The sequence below is a fragment of the Nocardiopsis sp. SBT366 genome (assembly GCF_001083815.1).
In the GTDB taxonomy this organism is placed as follows: Bacteria; Actinomycetota; Actinomycetes; order Streptosporangiales; family Streptosporangiaceae; genus Nocardiopsis; species Nocardiopsis prasina.
Genome location: NZ_LAVM01000025.1, coordinates 35676 through 56501, shown reverse-complemented (window position 1 = coordinate 56501; position 20826 = coordinate 35676). Strand labels below are relative to the sequence as shown.

Sequence of the window (20826 nt, the reverse complement as noted above, 5' to 3'; positions counted from 1 at the left end):
GGCCGCACCGGCCTCTCACTCTTCGACTACCCCCAGGCCAGGGCGGTCAGCTCCGGGTCCTCCAACGCGGTGCCGACGTCGCGCAGCAACTTGGAGCCCAGTTCCCCGTCGACCAGCCGGTGGTCGAAGGAGAGCGACAGGGTCGTCACCTTGCGGATCTTCAGTTCGCCCTTGTGCACCCACGGCATGTCGCGGATCTGCCCGAAGGCGAGGATGGCGGCCTCACCGGGGTTGATGATCGGCGTTCCGGCGTCCACCCCGAACACACCGACGTTGGTGATGGTGATGGTGCCGCCGGACATGTCGGCCGGGCTCGTCTTCCCCGACCTCGCCGTGTCGGTGAGCGCCTTGAGTGACGCCGCCAGCTCCGGGAGGGTCTGGGCGTCGGCGTCCTTGATGTTGGGCACCACCAGACCGCGCTCGGTGGCGGCCGCGATCCCCAGGTTCACGTAGTCCTTGACCACGATCTCCTGGGCCTCCTCGTCCCAGGAGGAGTTGACCTCCGGGTGGCGGCGGACCGCCATGAGCAGGGCCTTGGCCACCAGCAGGAGCGGGGACACCCGGACGTCGGCGAAGTCGCGGCGCTCGCGCAGCCGGGCCACCGCCCTCATCGTCCTGGTGACGTCCACCTGGAGGAACTCGGTCACGTGCGGCGCGGTGAACGCGCTGTTCACCATGGCCGCGGCGGTGTGCTTGCGCACGCCCTTGATCGGGACGCGCCGCTCGCGGGCGGACCGGTCCGTCGTGGACGCGGTCTGCGGGACGACGGCCGTCTCTTCGGAGGAGACCGGAGCGGCCGTGGCCTCGCCGCCAGCGGCGGCGCGCACGTCATCACGGGTCACGATCCCGTCCCTGCCGGTGGGCGCGACCGCGCCGAGGTCCACCCCGAGGTCCTTGGCCAGCTTGCGGATCGGCGGCTTGGCCAACGGCCGCCCGGACGCGGGAACAGCCGTCGGTGCGGGCTCGGTGGGCCTGGGCGCGGGCGGCGACACCGGGCCCGAGGGGGTCGGACGTCGGCGGGCTCGGCGCTGCGTGGCGGCGGCCTTCTCGCCGTAGCCCACCAGGGGCTTCTCACGGGCCTCGGTCTCGGCCGCCTCGGGGGCGGCCTCCTCCGCGGTGTCGGCGGCGTCGCCGGAGCGGGAGTCGGAGCCCGCGCCGGAGCCGGAGCCGGAGCCGGAGCCTCCGGTGCCGTCGTCCACGGTGATGATCACCGAGCCGACCTCCACCGTCTCGCCCTCGGCGGCCAGCAGTTCCCGGACCGTCCCGGAGAACGGGCAGGGCAGCTCCACCACGGCCTTGGCCGTCTCGATCTCACAGACCATCTGGCCGTCGGCCACCGTGTCGCCCGGCTTGACGTACCAGGTCAGGAGCTCGGCCTCGACCAGGCCCTCACCGACGTCGGGCAGTTTGAACGCGTGCACGCCGTCAACCGCGGGCGTGCTCTTCTGAATCGCCATGTCTTGCGGTATCCCCGATCTAGTACGCGAACGCCCGGTCGACGCCGTCCAGGACCCGGTCCAGGTCCGGCAGGTAGTGCTCCTCCAGCCTGGACTGCGGGTAGGGGGTGTCGAACGCGGCCACGCGGATGACCGGCGACTCCAGGTGGTAGAAGCACTCCTCCGTGACCCGGGCGGCGATCTCCGCGCCGGGGCCGCCGGTGAGCGTGGCCTCGTGCGCCACGACCAGTCGGCCGGTGCGCTTCACCGACTCGGTGATGGTCGCGTAGTCGACCGGCGCGAGCGAGCGCACGTCGACGACCTCGATGGAGTGCTCGGTGTCGGCCTCGGCCGCCTGGAGTGCGGTCTTGACCATGGGGCCGTACGCCAGCAGCGTGCAGTCGGTGCCGGGGCGCGCGATCCGGGCCGCGCCCATCGGCGTGACCTCCTCGATGGAGGCCTCGGTGTCGACCTCGGTCTTCTCGTAGTAGCGCCGCTTGGGCTCCAGGAAGATGACCGGGTCGTCGGAGCGGATGGCCTGCTGGATCATCCAGTAGGCATCCTCCGGGTTGGCGACGGTGACCACGCGCAGACCGGCGGTGTGCTGGAAGTAGGCCTCGGGGGACTCGCTGTGGTGCTCCACCGCGCCGATCCCGCCGCCGTAGGGGATGCGCATGACGACGGGCATGGCGAGCTTGCCCGCCGAGCGGCGGCGCATCTTGGCGAGCTGGGTGAAGGTCTGGTTCGCGGCGGGGAAGAAGAACCCGTCGAACTGGATCTCCACCACGGGCCGGTAGCCGCGCATGGCCATGCCGATCGCGGTGCCGACGATGCCGGACTCGGCCAGCGGGGTGTCGATGACCCGGTCGGCGCCGAAGTCCTTGTGGAGGCCGTCGGTGACCCGGAAGACGCCGCCGAGCTTGCCGACGTCCTCGCCCATCATGAGGACCTTGGGGTCGTGCTCCATGGCGGCGCGCAGGCCGGCGTTGATGGCCTTGCCGATGGTGAGGTTGGTTCCCATGGCCTAGCGGCCCCCTTCCGCGCCCGCACCCTCGAAGGAGGACAGGTAGTCGGCGAACTCGGACCGCTGCTGGTCGATGTGGACGTTGGGCTCGGCGTAGACCTCGTGGAAGATGTCCAGCGGCTCGGGGTCGGGCATGGTGCGGCACTGGGCGCGCACCGTCTCGCCGACGCTGTCGGCCTCCTCCTCGATCGAGGCGAAGAAGGCGTCGTCGGCGAGGCCGTTGAGCTCCAGGTAGCGGCGGACGCGCAGGATCGGGTCCTTGGCCTTCCACTCGTCGAGCTCGGCCTTGTCCCGGTAGCGGTTGGGGTCGTCGTTGGTCGTGTGGGCGCCCATCCGGTAGGTGAACGCCTCGACCAGCGTGGGTCCGTTCCCGGTCCGCGCGTTCTCCAGGGCGGCGCGGGTGACCGCGAGGCAGGCGAGGACGTCGTTGCCGTCCACGCGCATGCCCGGGAAGCCGAAGCCCGCGGCGCGCCGGTAGATCGGCACGCGGGACTGGCGCTCCAGCGGCTCGGAGATGGCCCACTGGTTGTTCTGGCAGAAGAAGACCACGGGGGCGTTGTTCACCGACGCGAAGTTGAACGCCTCGTTGGTGTCGCCCTGGCTGGTGGCCCCGTCCCCGAAGTAGGAGATGACGGCGGTGCCGTCCTCACCGACCGCGCCGTCGCGCTGGACGCCCATGGCGTAGCCGGTGGCGTGCAGCGCCTGGCTGCCGATGACGATCGTGTACAGGTGGAAGCCGTGCTCGTGCGGGTCCCAGCCTCCGTTGCTGGCCCCGCGGAACATGCTGAGCAGTTCCCTGGGCTGGATCCCGCGGCACCAGGCGACGCCGTGCTCACGGTAGGAGGGGAAGGCCATGTCGCCCTCGCGGAGCGCGCGTCCGGAGCCGATCTGCGCGGCCTCCTGACCCAGCAGCGAGACCCACAGGCCCAGTTCGCCCTGGCGTTGGAGGGTGATCGCCTCGCTGTCGACCCGGCGGACCAGGACCAGATCACGGTAGAGCGCGCGGATCTCCTCCGCGCTGATGTCCAGGGGGTAGTCGGGGTGCTGGGTCAGCTCCCCTTCCGGTGTCAGGAGCTGAATGAGCTCCGGTTCCTCGTGCGCGGCGATGTGCGACACGTCGCTCCTCGGGTTCTCGGGGCCGACTTCGCGTGGGTGAACGCTGATCGGCCGGATCACGGTCCGTCCACCCGGGGTGTTGGGCGGGTGCGGACAGCCCTCCCCATATCGTGACAGAACTCACTATGGAGAGCGCAAGCCCCCAGCGACACCTTTTCCCCTGCCCGACCCATGATCCCGAACCCTGGCCACAGCGCAACTACCAGGGCTTCCTAGCTTTTACAAGGTCTTCCAACTACTTTGTGGCAACTTGTCCTCAACAGGGCGATTCGCCTCCGCCAGGGCCTCGATCCGGCGCGCGGGATGACACCTGTCATACGGCGGGCAGTGTGATCCGCAGCGAAAACGCGTGATTCCGGAGACTGCCCCGCGCGGGGGCCGCGGACCTAGGTTCGGAGTATGCACCCCGAAGACGACCACACACCCCCGCGCCCCGCACCGGTCCCGCCCCTGCCCGGGCCCCACCCAGCCGCGACTCCGGCGGGCCGGAGGAAGCGTCGCGGTCCACGCCCGGTTCCCCCGGGGCGGGAGTACCACCGGGTCCTGGCCACCGAGAAGCGTCAGATCTGGCGGGGGATCGCAGCGCTCGCGCTCCTCATGGGCGGAATGCTGGTCTTCTCCTTCGGGTTCGCGATCCTGGGCATGGTCGTCGACCTGCTGCTCGGCCGGGACAGCCTGATGACCGGCGGCGACGAGTACACGCCGGTGCTCCACGGCGCGACCCTGCTCGGCCTCGCCCTCCTCCTCCCGTGGAGCATGCTGATCCAGCGGTGGCTCTACGGCGTTCGCGGCGCCTCGCTGCACTCCGTGCTGTCGCTCTTCCGCATGGAGGTCTTCGGCCGGGCGCTCCTGGTGATCCTGCCGCTCTGGACGCTCTACATGGCCGTCTTCACCGTGGTGGGTCCGTCCGTCCCCGAGGCGGACTGGCCGTTCCGGGACATCGTCGCGATCTTCGCCCTCACCCTGCTGCTGGCGCCGCTCCAGTCGGCCGGTGAGGAGTACGGGTTCCGCGGTCTGGCCTTCCGGGTGGCCGCGAGCTGGGGCCGGGGGCCGCGCACGGCGCTGGCGCTGGGCGTCGTGGTGTCGAGCCTGCTGTTCACGTCGGCGCACCTGGCGCTCGACCCGTGGCTCAACCTGTACTACTTCACGATGGGCGTGGCCCTGAGCCTGATCACGTGGCGCACGGGGGGCCTGGAGATCGCGGTGGTCATCCACGCGGTGAACAACACGGTCGCCTTCCTGCTGTCGGTCGTCCTGCGCAGCGACTTCGCCGAGGGTTTCGACCGCTCCACGGGGGCCGGGTCGGCGGCGATGCTGGTTCCGTGCGTGCTGCTGGTGGCGATCACGGCCGTGGTCTGGTTCCGCACCAGGCGGACGGGGCCGGAGCTGACCCCGACGGAGCACCCCCGGGCCACGGCTGGCCCGGCGCCGGATACCTCAGGAACGGCGGGTGACGGGGAATCCGGGCGGGCGGAGGAAAACGGCACCTGGGGCCCCTGAAGCGTCGCTGGTTCCGAACACGGAGAATGCACCGGTGCCGACTCCGGGTCGCTGCCGGTGCGTTTTCCGTCAGAAGTCCGGTGAGTGGCCGAAGGCGGACGGTCCCACCCGTTCCCGCGCTCGGCCCGGGGCTCTTCCGATCTCACCGGGAGCGCTTCTCGGCGTGTTCTCGGGCGCCGTTGGCGGCCCGCCGAACGCCCCGGCGGCATGACCTCCGGGCGCTTTCGGGTCCCCGTTCCGGCCACGGTCGCGACCGGTCATCGGGCAGTTACTCGGACGCGGTCCGCGCCTCCTGTGCGGGGACCCGCATTCCGCGCTCACGGCCGTAGTCGGCGAGCATCTCGCGGAGCTGACGGCGTGCCCGGTGCAGACGCGACATCACCGTGCCCAGGGGCGTGCCCATGCGCTCGGCCACCTCCTTGTAGGCGTACCCCTCGATGTCCACGAGGTAGATGACCTCCTGGAACTCCTCGGGGAGGCGGGCCAGGGCCTGCTTGATGTCGGAGTCGGGCAGGTGGTCGAGGACCTCGGTCTCGGCCGAGCGCATCCCGGACGAGGTGTGGGTCTCGGCCGCGGCCAGCTGCCAGTCCTTGATCTCGTCAGTGGTCTCCTGACGCGGTTCCCGCTGCTTCTTCCGATAGCTGTTGATAAACGTGTTGGTGAGGATCCGGTAAAGCCAGGCCCGCAGGTTGGTTCCGGCACGGAACTGGTGAAAATTCGCGAAGGCCTTGGCGAACGTCTCCTGGACCAGGTCCTCGGCGTCGGCCGGATTGCGGGTCATCCGCAGGGCCGTCGGGTACAACTGGTCGGCGAACGGTGTCACCTCGGTGGCGAAGTCCAGCGTCTGTGCCTCGTCACGGGCCCCACCGGTCGTGGAGATCTGATCCTTTTCGAGAGTCGTCAAGATTCCCCCTCGGGACGACCGAATGATCTCTTCCACCCTGTAAGACGCAGCCACACGCTCCCAATGATGACATCAATTGTGGTGATACGGGTCACGGACTCGTCGAGTCCGTCACCTGTCCCGGCAACGACGCGGCAAAGAGCCCGCGTGGCACCTGGCCAGGACCCGTGTGCGCCTCCGGGTGTCATACGCTGGCGACGCCCGCCAGGCGCGTCCGGACGAGGCGCCCTACAGAACGGCGGACCAGTGGCATACCCATTTTTCCTGTGGAGGACCTGTGGCCCGCGTCGTGGTTGACGTCATGCTCAAGCCCGAGATCCTGGACCCGCAGGGCCAGGCCATCGCCGGCGCCTGCCCCCGCCTCGGTTTCGAGGGGATCGAACAGGTCCGCCAGGGCAAGCGCTTCGAGGTCGAGGTCGAGGGCGAGGTGGACGAGGCCAAGCTCGCCGACGTCCGCCGTCTGGCCGAGACCCTGCTCGCCAACACCGTGATCGAGGACTTCGAGGTTCGCCCCGCCTGATCCCCGGTCACCACCGGCACCGGAGGCCACGGGTGAGGAACGGCACTCGGCCGGGAAACGGTCGGCGCCAACCGCGCCACCAGGCCCCCTGAGTGTCGGAAGTGTCCCGAATGTTCAGCCGCGTCCCCTTGGGGGCGCGGCTGTTCGTTTTACCTGCAGCGGCCTCGGGAAGGGTTCCTAACGTGCCGAGCTGGTAACCGACACGGAGCACGAGAGGTACACGGATGGACACCGTTTTCTCGATCTCCCTCCCAAGGCAGGCGTACACGGTCGCCGTCGTACGCGACGTCCTCGGCGCGCTGCTTCGCCGATCGGGCCTGTGTGCCGGATGTGTCGACGACATACTCCTGGCCGCCTCGGAGGCCTGTTCCAACGCCGTCGAACACGGGGAGAGGTCCCCCGACTACGAGGTCGGGGTCGAGCTCGCCGCCAACTGGTGCGAGCTCCAGATCTCACAGCCGGGCAAGGCGCCCGACACCGGGGCGCTCGCGCGCAGATTCGCCTCGGAACACACGCCCCTCCCGGGTCTCACGTCAGAATCGGGCAGGGGCATCTCTCTGATGCGCTACCTCATGGACGAGGTCGACCTGCATCCCGAACCCCACACCACCGTCGTCCTGCGCAAACGCGTGACGACCTGCGACCCCGCCCATCGGGGGGCCTCCGAACGGGGCCAGCCGTCGACGCGCTTCGCGCTCCTGTAGACCGACCGCCCGGACCCCAGGGTCCGCGCGCCCCGCGCACCGTCCGCGCGGGGTGCGGCGTGCGCGCATCCGGCCACCCGCGCCAGTGACGTACGCCTCGTGAACTGTCGAGTCACACACCCGCACCCCTCCCAGACGGGCCTTCCTTGGGAGGATCACACAGCCCGGGCCCCCTCAATGGGGGTGACGGTCGTACCCGAGCACAGGTGAGCGGGTACGCTGCGGATGTGGGGCGTGTTCCGTGGAATCCTCCGCGCTCGCGTCGCCAGGCTGCCACCTCCCGCCGTCCCGGCGACGGGCCTGCCGCCGACTCCTCCCCGTCGAACAACCAACTCGGAGTGTGCTCATGACAGCCCGTGTGGGCGTCGTCACCTTCCCAGGCTCCCTTGACGACAAGGACGCCGCTCGCGCGGTCTCCCTGGCGGGTGCCGAACCCGTCGCGCTCTGGCACGCGGACAACGACCTCAAGGGGGTCGACGCGGTGGTACTGCCCGGCGGCTTCTCCTACGGGGACTACCTCCGCTGCGGCGCCATCGCCCAGTTCGCCCCGCTGATGTCCGAGCTGGTCCCGGCCGCGCGTTCGGGCGCACTGCCGGTCCTGGGCATCTGCAACGGCTTCCAGATCCTGTGCGAGAGCCACCTGCTCCCGGGTGCCCTCACCCGCAACTCCTCGCTGCGGTTCGTCAACCGCGACCAGGTCCTGCGGATGGAGAACACCCGGACCGCGTGGACCAACGGCTACGACGAGGGCCAGGAGATCCTGGTCGTCCTCAAGAGCGGCGAGGGCAGTTACGTCGCCGACGAGCAGACCCTGGACCAGCTGGAGTCCGAGGGCCGGGTCGTCGCCCGCTACGTCGGGGGCAACCCCAACGGTTCGCGGCGTGACATCGCGGGCGTCACCAACGAACACGGCAACGTGGTCGGGCTGATGCCGCACCCCGAGCACGCCGTCGAGGCCCTGACCGGACCCTCCACCGAGGGGCTGGGGTTCTTCACCTCGATCCTTGGCCACCTGGCCGCCCCGGCCCAGGTCTGACACATCCCGCCCCGACTCACCCGACAGGGAGACGATCCTCGCGATGATGGCGCTGCTGCGCTCCCGGAAACTGCTGTACGTGCTCGTGGGGCTGGTCGTGGTCGGCCTCGTGGTCTCCGGGGCCATCGGCCTCTTCCAGTCGTTCAACTCGCCCCCCATGGCCACCCCCGGCGACGGCCAGGGGCAGCAGGGCCCCGGGCAGCAGGGCGAGCAGGGCACTCCCCCGCCCGATGTCGGGGCTCTGGGCAGCCCTCCGTCCGGCTTCACCTACGTCGACCAGGACGAGGCCCACTGCTCCCAGGGGCAGTGCTTCCGCCTCATCGTGATCGCGGGTGAGGAGGGCGAGGAGCTCGACGGCGAACCCGAGGAGGCGGTCCGGTCGGTGTACGAGCACCTCGTCTCCAACGGCTGGCGCCAGGAGATCCCGGGCGCCGAGTCCGAGGAGGACGTCGAACTCGTGGACAGCGTCCTCACCGACGACACGACCCTGGTGGCCGACTCCACCGCCTCCGAACCCGGTGCCCTGCCGGTGCTCATGCTCGGCAACGCGGGAAATCCCGCCGACTGATCCGGTGCCGGGCGGCGGACACAGCCAAGGCTCGGCCTCCACCCTCCGCGCAACTCCGCGACACCCGAACGGAAGCACCGCATGTCTGAAGCACCCGGTCTCGACACCGTCGCCACCGCGACCGCCAGTCCGGACACACCCCAGCCGTACGCCGAACTGGGCATGCCCAGGGACGAGTACGAGCGGGTCCGCGAGATCCTGGGCCGCCGCCCCACCGCCGCCGAGCTGGCCATCTACTCGGTGATGTGGAGCGAGCACTGCTCCTACAAGTCCTCCAAGGTGCACCTGCGCCAGTTCGGTGAGAAGGCCCCGGAGAACGACGCCCTGCTCGTGGGCATGGGCGAGAACGCGGGTGTGGTGGACGTCGGCGACGGCAACGCGGTCACGTTCAAGATCGAGTCGCACAACAGCCCCTCCTTCGTCGAGCCCCACCAGGGCGCGGCCACCGGTGTGGGCGGCATCGTCCGCGACATCCTCACCATGGGCGCCCGCCCCGTGGCCGTGATGGACGCCCTGCGCTTCGGCCCCGCCGACGCCGACGACACCAAGCGGATGCTGCCCGGCGTGACCTCCGGCATCTCCTTCTACGGCAACTGCCTCGGTCTGCCCAACATCGGCGGCGAGATCGGCTTCGACCGCAGCTACCTCGGCAACCCGCTGGTGAACGCCCTGTGCGTGGGCGTGCTCAAACACGAGGACATCAAGCTCGCCCAGGCACCCGGCCCGGGCAACAAGGTGGTCCTGTTCGGTTCCACCACCGGCCCCGACGGCATCGGCGGCGCCTCCGTTCTGGCCAGCGCCTCCTTCGACGAGGAACTGGAGTCCAAGCGGCCCAGCGTCCAGGTCGGCGACCCGTTCATGGAGAAGCTGCTCATCGAGTGCAGCCTGGAGCTGTACGCCCAGGACATGGTCGTCGGCATCCAGGACCTCGGCGCCGCGGGTGTCTCCTGTGCCACCACCGAGCTCGCAGCCGGCGGCACCGGCGGCATGAGCATCCAGCTGGACCGGGTACCGCTGCGCGACCACCGGCTCACGCCTGAGGAGATCCTCATGAGCGAGTCGCAGGAGCGCATGATGGCGATCGTGGAACCCGCCAAGATGCCCGACTTCCTCGCGGTCTGCGACAAGTGGGGCATCCTCGCCGCCGAGATCGGCGAGGTCACCGAGGTCACCCCCGAGGAGGCCGAGCGCGGCGGCCGCCTGGTGATGACCTGGCACGGCGAGACCGTGGTGGACATGCCGCCGCGAACCGCCTCCGACGAGGGCCCGGTCTACGAACGCCCCTACGCCCGCCCGGAGTTCCAGGACGCGCTCCAGGCCGACGACGCCGCGAAGCTGGCCCGCCCCGAGGGCGACGCCGAGCTGCGCGCCCAGCTCCTGAAGGTGCTCGGCGCCCCCGGCGTGGGCGACCCGACCTGGGTCACCCAGCAGTACGACAGCTACGTGCGCGGCGACACGGTCGTGTCCGCCCCGCACGACTCCGGCATGATCCGGATCTCCGACGACTCCGACCGCGGCGTGGCCCTGTCCACCGACGGCAACGGCCGGTACACCCTCCTGGACCCGTACGCGGGAACGCAGCTGGCGTTCGCCGAGGCCTTCCGGAACGTGTCCGCCACCGGCGCCCGCCCGTTGGCGGTCACCAACTGCCTCAACTTCGGTTCGCCGGAGGACCCCGGTGTCATGTGGCAGTTCGCGGAGACCACCCGAGGTCTGGCCGACGCCTGCCAGCAGCTCGGCACCCCGGTGACCGGTGGAAACGTCAGCTTCTACAACCAGACCGGCGACGTGGCGATCAACCCGACCCCGGTGATCGGCGTCCTCGGGGTGATCGACGACGTCAACACCCGGCTGCGCTCCGCCTTCGAGGACGACGGCACCCGCGTCTTCCTGCTGGGAGAGACCCGCGCCGAGTTCGGCGGCTCCGCCTGGGCCGACGTCGTGCACGGTCACCTGGGCGGGCTCCCGCCGCTGGTGGACCTGCCCGCCGAGGCCGCCCTCGGCGAGGTGCTGGCCAGCTCCGCCGAGCAGGGTCTGGCCGCGGCGGCGCACGACCTGTCCGACGGCGGCCTGGCCGTCGCCCTCGCCGAGGCGGCCCTGCGCGGCCTCCGGGGGCTGCGGGTCGAGGTGGACGGCGACGCCTTCACGGCGCTGTTCAGCGAGTCCGCCGCCCGCGCGATCGTCGCCGTGCGGCCCGGCCAGGAGGAGGCCTTCGTGGCCCTGGCCGCCCAGCACGGCGTTCCCGTCACGCAGATCGGCACCGTCGGCGGCGAGAGCCTGTCGGTGAGCCACTCGGGCGGCGTGGTGGAGATCGGCCTGGACGAGCTCCGCACCACCTACGAGCAGACGCTGCCCGCCCTGATGAACGGCGTGTAGCCACCCGAACGACGAGGGGGCGCCCGGTGGGCGCCCCCTTTCGTGTACCCGGGGCCGCCTCGCGGGCCCGAGGCGGGGTCAGACCCTCCCGGTGCCGCAGTCGACGTAGTCGATGACGCTCGCCTCGTAGGCGTCGAAGGTGTCGAGGGTCTCCCAGAACTCGCCCATGTAGTCCTCGACGAAATCCTCGGCCTCCACGGCGTCGCCGCACCAGGTGACCTCGTTCTGACGCATGGCGTTTCCCAGGGCACCGTCGATCCGGCTCAGGTTGAGCGAGGTGTCCCACGTGTCCGTGTCGAGTTCGACGCGGTACCCGTCGCCCTCCTCGTGGACGACCCCGGCGTCGAACAACACGTCCCTGGTGCGGCCGGTGTTCGCGATGACCGCGTCGGAGTCGCCCTCGGTGAACATGCGGTCCAGCGTGCGCATCCGCACCTCACGTTCCACCCAGAACACCGAGACGTGGGGCGTGGTCACCTCCGGCTCGGCTCCGGCCCCGGTGTCGGGGGTGGAACAGCCGGTCAGGATCAGGACGAGCGGCAGGGCGAGGATCAGGGGACCGGGCGCACGGCCCTCTCGGTGGGACAACCTTCTCCTTCGGACGACGGGGCGGAGCGCTCGGCCTCATTCTCCCGGCCGCGGGGACCACCGGAAAGGCACCCTGGAACGTGCGTGCGGCCCCGTTGGGGTAGGACTGTTCACAGGGAGGTGTCAACGACATGGAACGTGCCAGACGCGGCAGGTTGAAGGGGGCCCTGGGGACCCACGACCGCCCGGCGAGCGCACTGGGTTTCCGGCTGGTCCTGGCGGTGTTCGGGGCGTTGGTCCTGCTGCTGGGGACGGTGGCGGCCATCGTGCTGACCAACCAGACGTGGTTGGTCGTCGTCCTGGGGGTCGGGTTCGTCGCCGCCTGCGTGAACGTGTACTGGGTGAGCCGCCGTCTCCACTACGAACGGCCCGCGTAAACGACCACCGCTCGGAGCGAGGGAACACCTCGGCTCACGGACGCAACCGCGCCCCGGGGAGAGGCCCTGTGAGGAGCGACCCCGATCAGGAGCGACCCGGTGCGGCGACTGCCCGTCAGCCCTGCGCGGGGCGCCGGGCCTCCAGAATGAGCGCGTGCGGCCGGTCCAGGTAGTCGCGCCAGAAACCGGGACCGAACTCGCGCTCGCCCTCGGGTGAGACGTGGTGTCCGAGGCCGCGGACCGCCGTGAAGCCCGCGCGGGTGAGCGCCTGGTCGAGCGCGTCTCTGGTCCAGTACCGGGCGGCGATCTGCTCCTCGCCCATGAGCAGGGTGATCCGGGAGCCGTCGGCCAGGGGTTCGGGCACCGCCAGGTCGAAACCGTACGGCCGGTAGTAGCCGGGGACGGTGCTCAGGTCCGGGTTGGCCGGGAGGGCGACCAGTCGGCCACCCGGTTTCAGGGCGGCGAACGCCTGGGCGCACAGGGTGTCGAGTTGGTCCCGGTCCGCTGCGTAGGGCATGACGTAGACGGACAGGACGAGGTCGAAGCGTCCGGCGAACCCGTCGGTGAGGGGCGCCCGTTCGTAGCGGACCCCCAGGGGGTGTTCTCGCTCGGCCTGGCGGGCGTGCTCCAGCATCCCCTCCGCGACATCGGCTCCGACCACGCCCTCCGCGCCCAGCCTCGCCAGCGTCCGGCTGTGCGGGCCGGTTCCGCAGCCCAGGTCGAGCGCGTGGAGCCCCGTCACGTCCCCCAGAGCACGGACGATGCTGGGGAGTTCGAGGTGTCTGCGGAACGCGGTCTGGGCGAAGTCGTCGTAGATGTCGCCTAGTGCGTCGAACTGGGCCATCGTGGCCGACTCCGTCCCTCCGTCCGCCCCACGACCGGAGGCGGGGCGTGCTGTTCGTCCCCTCACCACCGACTGTACGCGTGGGCCGAATCCCCTACGTCGGACACGGAGAATACGGCATCCATTCCGGAAGGCAACCAAACTCCTGCGAAGCGTGGGGCCATTGTCCTCCCTTGTTGGGGAAGTGGTGAATTCTCCGGAAACACCAAAAGATTCATAGGACATCCTGTTTGCCCTCCTATGCTTCGGGCATGGTCGTCGGCATCCCACGGAGAGAGCAATGCAGGTTTCCAGAAAACTGATCGACCGAAGCAATTTCCTCATCGAGAACGGGCGTTTCGTCACGCTCGCGACGCAGTCGCCCGACGGCGCCTGGGCGTCGACCGTCAACTACGTCCCCCTGCGCGAGCCACTGCGTCTCCTCTGGTACTCGCTGCGCGAGGCGCGACATTCACAGAACATCCACGCCCGCCCGACGGTCTCCGGATCGATTTTCGTGACCGGACTTCCCGGCCTCGGCCTGGACGGCGCCCAGTTCACCGGAAGGGCCTCCCCGGTGACCGGAGACGACCTCGAGCACGTCGCGGAGTTCTATTACCAAAGAAACTTTCCCGACGACGAGACCCGCCAGAAATGGCGCCTCCCCCTATCCGAATTCCACGGGGACGGGCACCGTCGTTTCTATGTGGTCGAGATCGACTCCTGGTGGCTGCTCGACCTCGACCAGTGGCTCGTGGACATGAACGACCAGCGCGTCGCCGTCCCGCTCGCACCGCTGGGACGGAAATGAACGGGACGCGCGCCGAGACGATGCCCGCCCTGTACAAGTCCGGCCCCGGGGCGGGCCTGGAGCTGGTCGAGGCTCCCGTTCCGCGGCCCGGAGCGGACGAGGTGCTCATCCGCGTCCTGCTGACGGGGATCTGCGGAACGGACCTGCACATCCTCCAGTGGGACGACTGGGCCCAAAGCTCGGTCCGCACACCCCTCATCCCCGGGCACGAGTGCGTCGGGCGGATCGTCGAGACCGGGAGCGGCGTCAGGGGGCTGCGCGAGGGACAGACCGTCGGTGTCGAGGGACACCTGACCTGCGGCCGGTGCGCGCAGTGCCGTTCCGGGGCCCGCCACCTGTGCCTGAACAACATCAACCTCGGCGTGCACACCGACGGCGTCTTCGCCCGCTACGTGGTGGTCCCCGCCGCCAACGTGTGGGTGCACGGGGAGGGGGTGCCGTTGGAGGTCGCCTCGATCTTCGACCCCCTGGGCAACGCCGTGCACGCGGCCACGACCCACCCCGTCAGCGGACTGTCCGTCCTGATCACCGGCGCTGGTCCGATCGGGCTGATGGCGGCCCAGATCTGCGCGCGCATGGGGGCGCGGTCGGTGGTCGTCACCGACGTCAGCTCCTTTCGCCTGCTGCTCGCCGAGAACATCGACGTGGTCCCCGCCGCCGCGCCCGAATCGGGTTCCGAGGAGCTGCGCGAGGCGGGTGACACCCCGCTGGGCTTCGACATCGGGCTGGAGATGTCGGGGGCGCCCGAGGCCCTGCAGACCATGCTCGACGCCGTCAGCCCGGGCGGCAGGATCGTGGCGCTGGGCCTGCCCTCCCGTGAGACCTCCGTGGACTGGGCCGACATCTCCACCCGGATGCTCAGCATCCAGGGCGTGAGCGGTCGGCGCATCCCCGAGACGTGGCGCAGCGTCGCCGCGCTGGTCGCCAACGGGCTCGACCCCTCCTTCGTCATCACCCACACGTTCCGCTACGACCAGTACGCCGAGGCCTTCGCCACCGCGGCCAGCGGGAGAGCCGGCAAGGTGCTGCTGGACTGGACCTAGGTCCGCGAGGAGTCCACACCATGCCGTTACACGTGGCCATCGAATCCGACACCGGCACCTTGGACACCCGTGCCTGCGAGCGGCTGGTCAGGGAGACCGGTGCGCCGGTGTTCTACTCACCGGCCTTCCTGCGCGCCTTCGAGGCCTTCCCCCTGCACTCCGTCGAACGCGGCGCCCACATCCTCGTCCACGACGGGGCGGGAAGGGCGCACGCGGTTCTGCCGGTCTACCTCCAGCGGGGCGTGGATCCGATGGGGGCGCTGGCGGCCAACCGGCCGGGAGCGCTGGACCACCCCGTCCTGCTCTCCCACGTCTGGCACTGCTACGAGACGACGATCCCTGCCCTGAGCCCCGAGGCGGCACGTCTGGCGGTCGACGCGATGGGTGACCTCGCCGGGGAGTGGGGCGCTTCGCTGTACGGGGCGGCCAACGTCGGGGCGGACAGCGACGCGGCGCGTCTGCTCGGCGCCGCGGGGCTGTCCGGAACCCCCCTCGACCGGATGTGGAGCATGGACGTCTCCGGTCTGGACGGGTTCGACGCCTACCTCGAGAGCCTGGGGGGCAAGCCCCGCAGGGAGATGCGTCGGCAACTCCGCAGGGCCGAGGAGGCCGGTGTCCGGGCCCGGGAGCTCGGGGTGGACGAGGCGGACCTGGACGGGTTCGTCCGGCTGGCGCGCGCCACTGCGGGAAGCAAGCACGACAACGCCGACTACTACCTGCCCGGGGTGTTCCAGGGGTTCCTGGGCGCGTTGGGGAGCTGCGCGAGCGTCATCGAACTGCGCGTCGACGGGCGGCTGGTCGCGGCCATGGCGTCTTTGGTGGACAACACCCGGTACCACCTGTGGTGTCTGGGCGTGGACGACGGCGCCTGCAACGGGTTCAGCCCGACCTACGTCCTGCTCGCCCAGTCCCTCAGGTTCGCGTTCGCCGAAGGTCGGCCGACCGTGTCAGCGGGCAGGCGCAACGGCTGGTTCAAGGCCCGCTACGGTTTCCACTCCACCGAACTCCAGGTCTTTCTCTCTTAGGAGCCCGGGACAGCGCGGGCAAGGGACGCCCCTACTCGGCGAGGCTGAGGGTGACCGCGATCGGGCGGTGGTCCGAGTGGGGCACGTCGGGGTTGGCGGGATCGCTCGGAACCAGGTCGTCACTCGTCAGGATGTGGTCGATCTGCTGGTCGGAGCGGGCGTCCGCCACCATCGTGGGGAAGGGCCGCACCTGCGCGAAGGCGTCCTGGTAGTCGCCCCCGGACCAGCCCTCCAAGGGGAGTTCCTCCGGTTCGAAGTTGAGGTCCCCGGCGATCACCACGGGGGCGCCGGTCGTCCACCTCGTCTCTTCGGCGAGGAGCATCAGCTCGCTCATCTGATCGCTGGCGCTCGGGTTCCCCAGGTCGTACCCCTCGGGCTGGAGGTGGGTCGCGATCACGCTCACCTCGGTGTCCGCCCACTCCATGGTGACCGCCAGCGCCTGCGCCCCGGTGGGGCCGCTGGCGGGGAGCGCGTGACCGCGCACCTCCGTGACCGGCAGGCTGGTGAGTACGGCGTCCCCCCAGAACGGGCCGTCGGCGGGGCCCCAGTACGCGGTCATGCCGAGCCGTTCGGCGAGCATGGACAGGCCGTCATGGCCCCCGTTGAGCAGCCAGCCCCGATCGACCTCGCTCAGGGCGACGACGTCGGCGTCCAGGGCGCGCAGCACCTCCGCCTGCTCCGCCACGGAGAGGCGCCCGTCCATCCCGAAGCCCATGCGCACGTTGTAGGCGGCCACCCTCAGCCCTTCGGCTCCGGATCCGGCGGCGGGCGCGTCCGTGCGTGCGATCGGCGCGACGACCGTGGTGGCCAGCGTGAGCGCGGCGGCCCCCGTGGTGGTCCGCAGGAGCGTTCGCCCTCCCCCAGGTGCGGGTCGCGCGGCGGTCGCGCGGGGCAGGATCGCGGCGGCGAGCACGGCCAGCGCGACGAAGGGCACATGGTCGTTGGGGGCGTGCAGGTCGTAGGCGGCGTAGAAGGCGAACACCAGCACCACGAAGAGGAGGAGGCCCGACGCGGCGAGGAGACCGGTCCGGGCGGGTGCGCTCGGCCCCGCCGCGGCCGCCCATCCGGCGCAGGCGGCCAGGGCGGGCGGGCCCAGCAGGAGCGCCGCCAGCGACCACGCGGGCAGGGTCCCCTGCGCCTCCCCTGGCAGCAGCGGCGCCAGCCACAGCGTGGTGAGGATCGCGAACAGCACGGCCAGCGGCAGGAGCGGGTTGGGTGTGTAGCGCCGTGGGTCCGCGGCGACCAGCACGGACAGGACGGCCACCACGCTGAGCGCGGCGGCCGCGAAGGGGGTACCGCCGATGGTCTGGGCCACGGCCGGGTTGGCGGTGTACAGCCCGGCCAGGAAGAGCAGGGGTCCCAGCGCGAGCCAGCCGCGGGGGCGGATCGGGGCCGGGTCGCCGGGGGTCGCTCGCCAGGTCCGGGCCGCCGTGAGCAGCAGACCCAGCGGGGCCACGAACACGGCGACCCAGGTGGCGGGGCCCTCACGCCAGACCAGGTCCACCGTGCCCAGGGCGGTGTGCACGGCGGTGGAGGCCGCCATCCCGGCCACGAGTCCGACCATGACCCCGTGGCCGGTCGCCCGGCCGTCCACGGCCGTGGCCATGGCCGTGCACACCAGCCACACGGCGCCCAGGCCGACGAGCGCGGAGGCCAGGTACAGCTGGGGGTCGCCGCCGTCGGTGAACTGGAGCCCGACCCGGCCGACCGCGAGCGCCGCACCGGCGGCCAGGGCGACACCGAGCGGGGGCAGGCGCCGGGCCAGCGCCACGAACGGGAGGGGGACCAGGAACCAGGCGAGCGCGTAGGCACCCATGAGTTCCGGGCTGGTCGCACCCGCCTGCCCGAAGAGGGTGATCAGGGAGGGCAGGAACACTCGGAGCACGTCCAGGAGGAGGACCGTTCCGAACGCCGTGACCAGTCGTCCCTGGTGCATGTCGCTCCAGCCGTCGGGGGTAAGTGAACGATTCTCACCTTTTCCGGCGGCGCGGCGCAAGGGCGGGACGCGAAAGGGGCGAGGCCCTCGCAGGCCCCGCCCCCCTCTACCGTCAGCGGTTCTCGTAGCCCTCCGGCAGCCACTTCTCCCAGACGTCACGGTTCGCGTCGACCCAGGCCTCCGCGGCCTCGGGCGGGGAGACCCCCTCGTCGGCGATCTTCTGCGCCACGGCGTTCTGGTCGGAGTTGCTCCACTTCCAGTTCTTGAGGAAGCGGTACGCGTAGTCGTCCTCCTCCACGAAACCGGTCCGGAAGATCTTGTTCAGGTCGTAGACCGGGTAGTCGCAGGGCACGTCGTCCAGGTTGGCGTCACAACCGGCGTGGTACTCGGGGAACTCGACCTTGACCAGGTCCACCTCCTCCTGGAACCATTGCGGATCGTAGAAGTAGAAGAGCACCGGCTCCTCGTTCGCGTACCGGCGCCGCACCTCGGTGATCTGCGCGGCCTCCGAACCGGCGTAGATGATCTCCAGGTCCAGGTCGAAGGCGTTGATCATCCCCTGGTCCTGGCTGACGAACCCCGGGGCCCCCGCGAGGAACTCGCCCCTGTCACCCGTCTGGGCGGTGCGGAACAGGTCGGTGTTCGCCTTCAGCCCCTCCAGGGTGGTGATCTCCGGGATCTCCTCCGCAAGGTAGGCGGGGACGTACCAGCCGATCTCCCCCTCGTTGCCGTTGGGACCGCCGTCGACCGCGGTGCCGTTGCCGTCGGGACCGTACAGCTCGTAGAGGTCCTCGTGGCCCCAGTTCTCCACGATCACGTCCATGACGCCCTGGTCGAGCGCCTGCCAGGAGGGCTGCTCGTCCACGCGGATGAGCTGGACCTCGTAGCCCATCTCCTCGCGCAGGATGCTGGCCAGCACCTCGGCGCTGGCCTCGTAGCCCACCCACCCGTTGACGGCGATCCGCACGGTGTTGGGGTCGCGGGCGATCTGGTCGGTGCGCACCGCGCACGAGCTCACCATCACCAGGGCCAGCCCCGCCGCGAACAACCGGAGCAGGGCGCTCCTCCTCAGAAACCTAGGCACGGGGTGCCCTCCTTCCCTGCGTCACCCGGTCCAGGAACAGGCCCAGGGACACGATCGCCAGACCCGAGGCGATACCCAGCCCCAGCTCGTTCTGGGCCAGGCCGAGCACCACGTCGTTGCCCAGCGCGCCCGCGCCCACCAGCGCGCCCATGACCACCATCGAGAGCACCAGGATGATCCCCTGGTTGACCGCCAGCAGCAGGGAACCGCGCGCCATGGGCAGCTCCACCTTGGTGAGCAGCTGCCACTTGGTGGAACCCTGCGAGGCCGCGGCCTCGACGGTGCCCGGTGGGACCCCTCGGATACCGTCGTTGACCAGCCTGATCACCGGCGGCAGGGCGAAGATGACCGCGGCCGCCAGGGCGGGTACGGGGCCCAGCCCCAGCAGAGCCACCGCCGGGATCAGGTACACGAACGGCGGCAGGGTCTGCATGAAGTCGAGCACCGGCCGGAGCAGCAGCGCGAACACGTCGCTGCGTGACATCAGCACACCGACGACCACGCCCAGCGCGATGGTGACCACCGTGGCCACCAGCACCTGGGAGAGCGTGTCCATGGCGTTGTCCCACACGCCCAGCAGACCGATCACGAGGAAGCACAGCGCGGAGACCACCGCGACCCGCTTCCCCGCGAAGATCAGGCCGAGTGCGGCCGCGGCGAGTGTCACCAGCCACCACGGCGATCCGCTGAGCAGGTTGTCGAGCGGACCGAGGACCCAGCTCTGTGTCCACGAACCCAGCGCGGCGGTGGCCGGCCCGATCGCCGACTCGACCGCCTTGTCGACCGCGTTGACCGGGATGTCGACGCGGAGCGAAAGGTCGCGCGGCCAGCCTCCCAGTCCGAAGAGGCGTCCCACGGCCGTCGCCCCGACAGCCAGGGCGAGCATGAGCCCCAGGAGCGGCAACCGGTACCGTTCCTCAACCTGGGGCGTGCGCGAACCGTGGCCGACGGCGCCCGTGACCCGGTCCATCGCGATCGCCAGCATGACGATCGCCAGACCGGCCTGGAACGCCTGGCCGACGTTGATCTTGGACAGGGCCTGGTAGATGGCGTCGCCGAGTCCGCCAGCGCCGATCACCGACGCGATGACGACCATGGAGACCGCGAGCATGATGGTCTGGTTGACGCCGAGCAGGATGGTGCGCTTGGCCAGCGGCAGTTGCACCTTCGTGAGGATCTGCCACGGGGTGGAGCCCAGCGAGGTGGTCGCCTCGATCGCGGCCTTGTTGACCTCACGGATGCCCAGGGCGGTGATCCGTACGACCGGTGGGAGCGCGTACACCGCAGTCACCACCGCGGCCGACGCGTTGCCGATGCCGAACAGCAGCACGAACGGCAGCAGGTACGCGAAGGCCGGCATGATCTGCATGAAGTCCAGGACCGGGCGAATGGACCGGTAGAACCCCTCGCTGCGCCCGGCGAGGACGCCGAGCGGGACACCGAACAGCAGGGCGATGAACACCGAGGTGATGATGAGCGACAGCGTCGTCATCGACTCGTTCCACAGCCCCGTCAGCGCGAACACGGCGAACGTGGCCAGGACCAGCAGCGCCACCCGCCATCCGGCGACGCGCCAGGAGGCGACCACCCCGATCACGGTCACGCCGAGCCAGGTCAGCGAGTTCAGGAGCTGGTTGATCAGCACGACGGCCGACCCCAGCCCCACGGAGATGTAGTTGAAGAAGTACAGGAACAGCGGGCTGTCGTTGCGGTTGGCGACGATCCACGCGTAGACCCCGTCGAGCCAGGCCATGAAGCCGTTGCCGATGCTCGTGGGGAAGCCGCCCGCCCAGGACGGGGAGCCCGCCAGGCGGGTCAGCTGGTAGCCCGCGACGAGGACCACGACGACCAGCAGGGCCTGGAACCAGCTCCTGCGGAGCAGTCCGCCGTCGGTGTCCCTCGTGCCTTCCTTGCCGGAGGCGCTCGCCCCGGCTGGTTCGGTCACCGTGGCCATG

Annotated in this window: 19 protein-coding genes; 10 read left to right on the top strand and 9 right to left on the bottom strand. The window is 70.4% G+C overall.

The annotated features are described in order from the left end of the window. Window positions 1–26 precede the first annotated feature (26 nt). The 3 genes from ADX84_RS10155 to pdhA are packed head-to-tail and all read right to left on the bottom strand — an operon-like array spanning window position 27 to window position 3576. Window positions 27–1457: a dihydrolipoamide acetyltransferase family protein gene (locus ADX84_RS10155; RefSeq protein ID WP_049571153.1), complete on the bottom strand. Its 1431-nt coding sequence runs from the start codon at window positions 1455–1457 to the stop codon at window positions 27–29. 19 nt (window positions 1458–1476) lie between these two features. Next, window positions 1477–2457 (bottom strand): alpha-ketoacid dehydrogenase subunit beta, encoded by a 981-nt coding sequence (locus tag ADX84_RS10150; RefSeq protein WP_049571150.1) that lies wholly within the window; start codon window positions 2455–2457, stop codon window positions 1477–1479. Between the two features lie 3 nt (window positions 2458–2460). Then, window positions 2461–3576 (bottom strand): pyruvate dehydrogenase (acetyl-transferring) E1 component subunit alpha, encoded by a 1116-nt coding sequence (pdhA, locus tag ADX84_RS10145; protein ID WP_049571145.1) that lies wholly within the window; start codon window positions 3574–3576, stop codon window positions 2461–2463. Window positions 3577–3975: 399 nt separating this feature from the next. On the opposite strand from pdhA, the gene ADX84_RS10140 reads away from it, so the two are divergent. After that, window positions 3976–5076 carry a CPBP family intramembrane glutamic endopeptidase gene (locus tag ADX84_RS10140; protein ID WP_049571142.1) on the top strand — a complete coding sequence of 367 codons (1101 nt, stop codon included), beginning with the start codon at window positions 3976–3978 and terminating at the stop codon, window positions 5074–5076. A 268-nt stretch (window positions 5077–5344) separates the two neighbouring features. Here ADX84_RS10140 and ADX84_RS10135 read toward each other — a convergent pair whose 3' ends face one another. Then, window positions 5345–5980, bottom strand: a complete 636-nt coding sequence (locus tag ADX84_RS10135) for a sigma-70 family RNA polymerase sigma factor (RefSeq protein WP_049571140.1) — start codon at window positions 5978–5980, stop codon at window positions 5345–5347. 277 nt (window positions 5981–6257) lie between these two features. Between ADX84_RS10135 and purS the strand changes: the two genes are divergently transcribed. From purS to purL, 5 genes are all read left to right on the top strand, one after another. Next, on the top strand, window positions 6258–6500 hold the full coding sequence (gene purS / locus ADX84_RS10130; RefSeq protein WP_017546939.1) for a phosphoribosylformylglycinamidine synthase subunit PurS: 243 nt from the start codon (window positions 6258–6260) through the stop codon (window positions 6498–6500). Window positions 6501–6724: 224 nt separating this feature from the next. After that, window positions 6725–7204: an ATP-binding protein gene (locus ADX84_RS10125; RefSeq protein ID WP_049571136.1), complete on the top strand. Its 480-nt coding sequence runs from the start codon at window positions 6725–6727 to the stop codon at window positions 7202–7204. Between the two features lie 346 nt (window positions 7205–7550). Continuing rightward, window positions 7551–8240 carry a phosphoribosylformylglycinamidine synthase subunit PurQ gene (gene purQ / locus ADX84_RS10120; RefSeq protein ID WP_049571132.1) on the top strand — a complete coding sequence of 230 codons (690 nt, stop codon included), beginning with the start codon at window positions 7551–7553 and terminating at the stop codon, window positions 8238–8240. A gap of 43 nt (window positions 8241–8283) precedes the next feature. After that, window positions 8284–8808, top strand: coding sequence for a hypothetical protein (locus ADX84_RS10115; RefSeq protein ID WP_049571129.1), 525 nt, complete (start codon window positions 8284–8286; stop codon window positions 8806–8808). Window positions 8809–8889: 81 nt separating this feature from the next. Continuing rightward, entirely contained in the window at window positions 8890–11184 is a 2295-nt protein-coding gene (gene purL, locus ADX84_RS10110) for a phosphoribosylformylglycinamidine synthase subunit PurL (RefSeq protein WP_049571127.1), read from the top strand. A 78-nt stretch (window positions 11185–11262) separates the two neighbouring features. Here the strand turns inward: purL and ADX84_RS10105 are convergent, their stop codons facing one another. Next, window positions 11263–11772, bottom strand: coding sequence for a hypothetical protein (locus tag ADX84_RS10105; protein WP_049571122.1), 510 nt, complete (start codon window positions 11770–11772; stop codon window positions 11263–11265). A 131-nt stretch (window positions 11773–11903) separates the two neighbouring features. Here ADX84_RS10105 and ADX84_RS10100 point away from each other — a divergent pair, with 131 nt between their 5' ends. After that, window positions 11904–12149: a hypothetical protein gene (locus ADX84_RS10100; RefSeq protein WP_049571120.1), complete on the top strand. Its 246-nt coding sequence runs from the start codon at window positions 11904–11906 to the stop codon at window positions 12147–12149. Window positions 12150–12264: 115 nt separating this feature from the next. Here ADX84_RS10100 and ADX84_RS10095 read toward each other — a convergent pair whose 3' ends face one another. Beyond that, a complete protein-coding gene (locus ADX84_RS10095) occupies window positions 12265–12993 on the bottom strand; it encodes a class I SAM-dependent methyltransferase (RefSeq protein ID WP_049571111.1) in 729 nt (242 codons plus the stop codon). Window positions 12994–13273: 280 nt separating this feature from the next. On the opposite strand from ADX84_RS10095, the gene ADX84_RS10090 reads away from it, so the two are divergent. From ADX84_RS10090 to ADX84_RS10080, 3 genes are read left to right on the top strand one after another with little or no spacing between them, the layout of a single operon-like run. After that, window positions 13274–13783, top strand: a complete 510-nt coding sequence (locus tag ADX84_RS10090) for a pyridoxamine 5'-phosphate oxidase family protein (protein WP_049571108.1) — start codon at window positions 13274–13276, stop codon at window positions 13781–13783. After that, window positions 13780–14826, top strand: coding sequence for an L-threonine 3-dehydrogenase (tdh, locus tag ADX84_RS10085; protein WP_234003904.1), 1047 nt, complete (start codon window positions 13780–13782; stop codon window positions 14824–14826). Before ADX84_RS10090 ends, tdh begins: the two co-directional genes overlap by 4 nt. Window positions 14827–14846: 20 nt before the next feature. Further along, complete coding sequence (locus ADX84_RS10080) at window positions 14847–15851, top strand: GNAT family N-acetyltransferase (protein ID WP_156208059.1); 1005 nt, start codon at window positions 14847–14849, stop codon at window positions 15849–15851. Between the two features lie 31 nt (window positions 15852–15882). On the opposite strand, the gene ADX84_RS10075 is transcribed toward ADX84_RS10080, so the two are convergent. From ADX84_RS10075 to ADX84_RS10065, 3 genes are all read right to left on the bottom strand, one after another. Further along, the gene (locus tag ADX84_RS10075) at window positions 15883–17787 is read right to left on the bottom strand and encodes an endonuclease/exonuclease/phosphatase family protein (protein ID WP_049571102.1); all 1905 of its coding nucleotides are present in this window, start codon (window positions 17785–17787) and stop codon (window positions 15883–15885) included. A 112-nt stretch (window positions 17788–17899) separates the two neighbouring features. After that, window positions 17900–18871, bottom strand: coding sequence for a glycine betaine ABC transporter substrate-binding protein (locus ADX84_RS10070; RefSeq protein ID WP_049571100.1), 972 nt, complete (start codon window positions 18869–18871; stop codon window positions 17900–17902). Beyond that, complete coding sequence (locus ADX84_RS10065; RefSeq protein WP_049571096.1) at window positions 18864–20825, bottom strand: proline/glycine betaine ABC transporter permease; 1962 nt, start codon at window positions 20823–20825, stop codon at window positions 18864–18866. The genes ADX84_RS10070 and ADX84_RS10065 overlap by 8 nt, the downstream gene beginning before the upstream one ends. Window position 20826: the final 1 nt, after the last annotated feature.

What these genes read in the sequence shown, in the direction of transcription:
- ADX84_RS10155 (WP_049571153.1), bottom strand. Translation starts at nt 1,457, where the DNA reads ATGGCGATTCAGAAGAGCACGCCCGCGGTTGACGGCGTGCACGCGTTC.
- ADX84_RS10150 (WP_049571150.1), bottom strand. Translation starts at nt 2,457, where the DNA reads ATGGGAACCAACCTCACCATCGGCAAGGCCATCAACGCCGGCCTGCGC.
- ADX84_RS10140 (WP_049571142.1), top strand. Translation starts at nt 3,976, where the DNA reads ATGCACCCCGAAGACGACCACACACCCCCGCGCCCCGCACCGGTCCCG.
- ADX84_RS10125 (WP_049571136.1), top strand. Translation starts at nt 6,725, where the DNA reads ATGGACACCGTTTTCTCGATCTCCCTCCCAAGGCAGGCGTACACGGTC.
- purQ (WP_049571132.1), top strand. Translation starts at nt 7,551, where the DNA reads ATGACAGCCCGTGTGGGCGTCGTCACCTTCCCAGGCTCCCTTGACGAC.
- ADX84_RS10115 (WP_049571129.1), top strand. Translation starts at nt 8,284, where the DNA reads ATGATGGCGCTGCTGCGCTCCCGGAAACTGCTGTACGTGCTCGTGGGG.
- purL (WP_049571127.1), top strand. Translation starts at nt 8,890, where the DNA reads ATGTCTGAAGCACCCGGTCTCGACACCGTCGCCACCGCGACCGCCAGT.
- ADX84_RS10100 (WP_049571120.1), top strand. Translation starts at nt 11,904, where the DNA reads ATGGAACGTGCCAGACGCGGCAGGTTGAAGGGGGCCCTGGGGACCCAC.
- ADX84_RS10095 (WP_049571111.1), bottom strand. Translation starts at nt 12,993, where the DNA reads ATGGCCCAGTTCGACGCACTAGGCGACATCTACGACGACTTCGCCCAG.
- ADX84_RS10090 (WP_049571108.1), top strand. Translation starts at nt 13,274, where the DNA reads ATGCAGGTTTCCAGAAAACTGATCGACCGAAGCAATTTCCTCATCGAG.
- tdh (WP_234003904.1), top strand. Translation starts at nt 13,780, where the DNA reads ATGAACGGGACGCGCGCCGAGACGATGCCCGCCCTGTACAAGTCCGGC.
- ADX84_RS10080 (WP_156208059.1), top strand. Translation starts at nt 14,847, where the DNA reads ATGCCGTTACACGTGGCCATCGAATCCGACACCGGCACCTTGGACACC.
- ADX84_RS10075 (WP_049571102.1), bottom strand. Translation starts at nt 17,787, where the DNA reads ATGCACCAGGGACGACTGGTCACGGCGTTCGGAACGGTCCTCCTCCTG.
- ADX84_RS10065 (WP_049571096.1), bottom strand. Translation starts at nt 20,825, where the DNA reads ATGGCCACGGTGACCGAACCAGCCGGGGCGAGCGCCTCCGGCAAGGAA.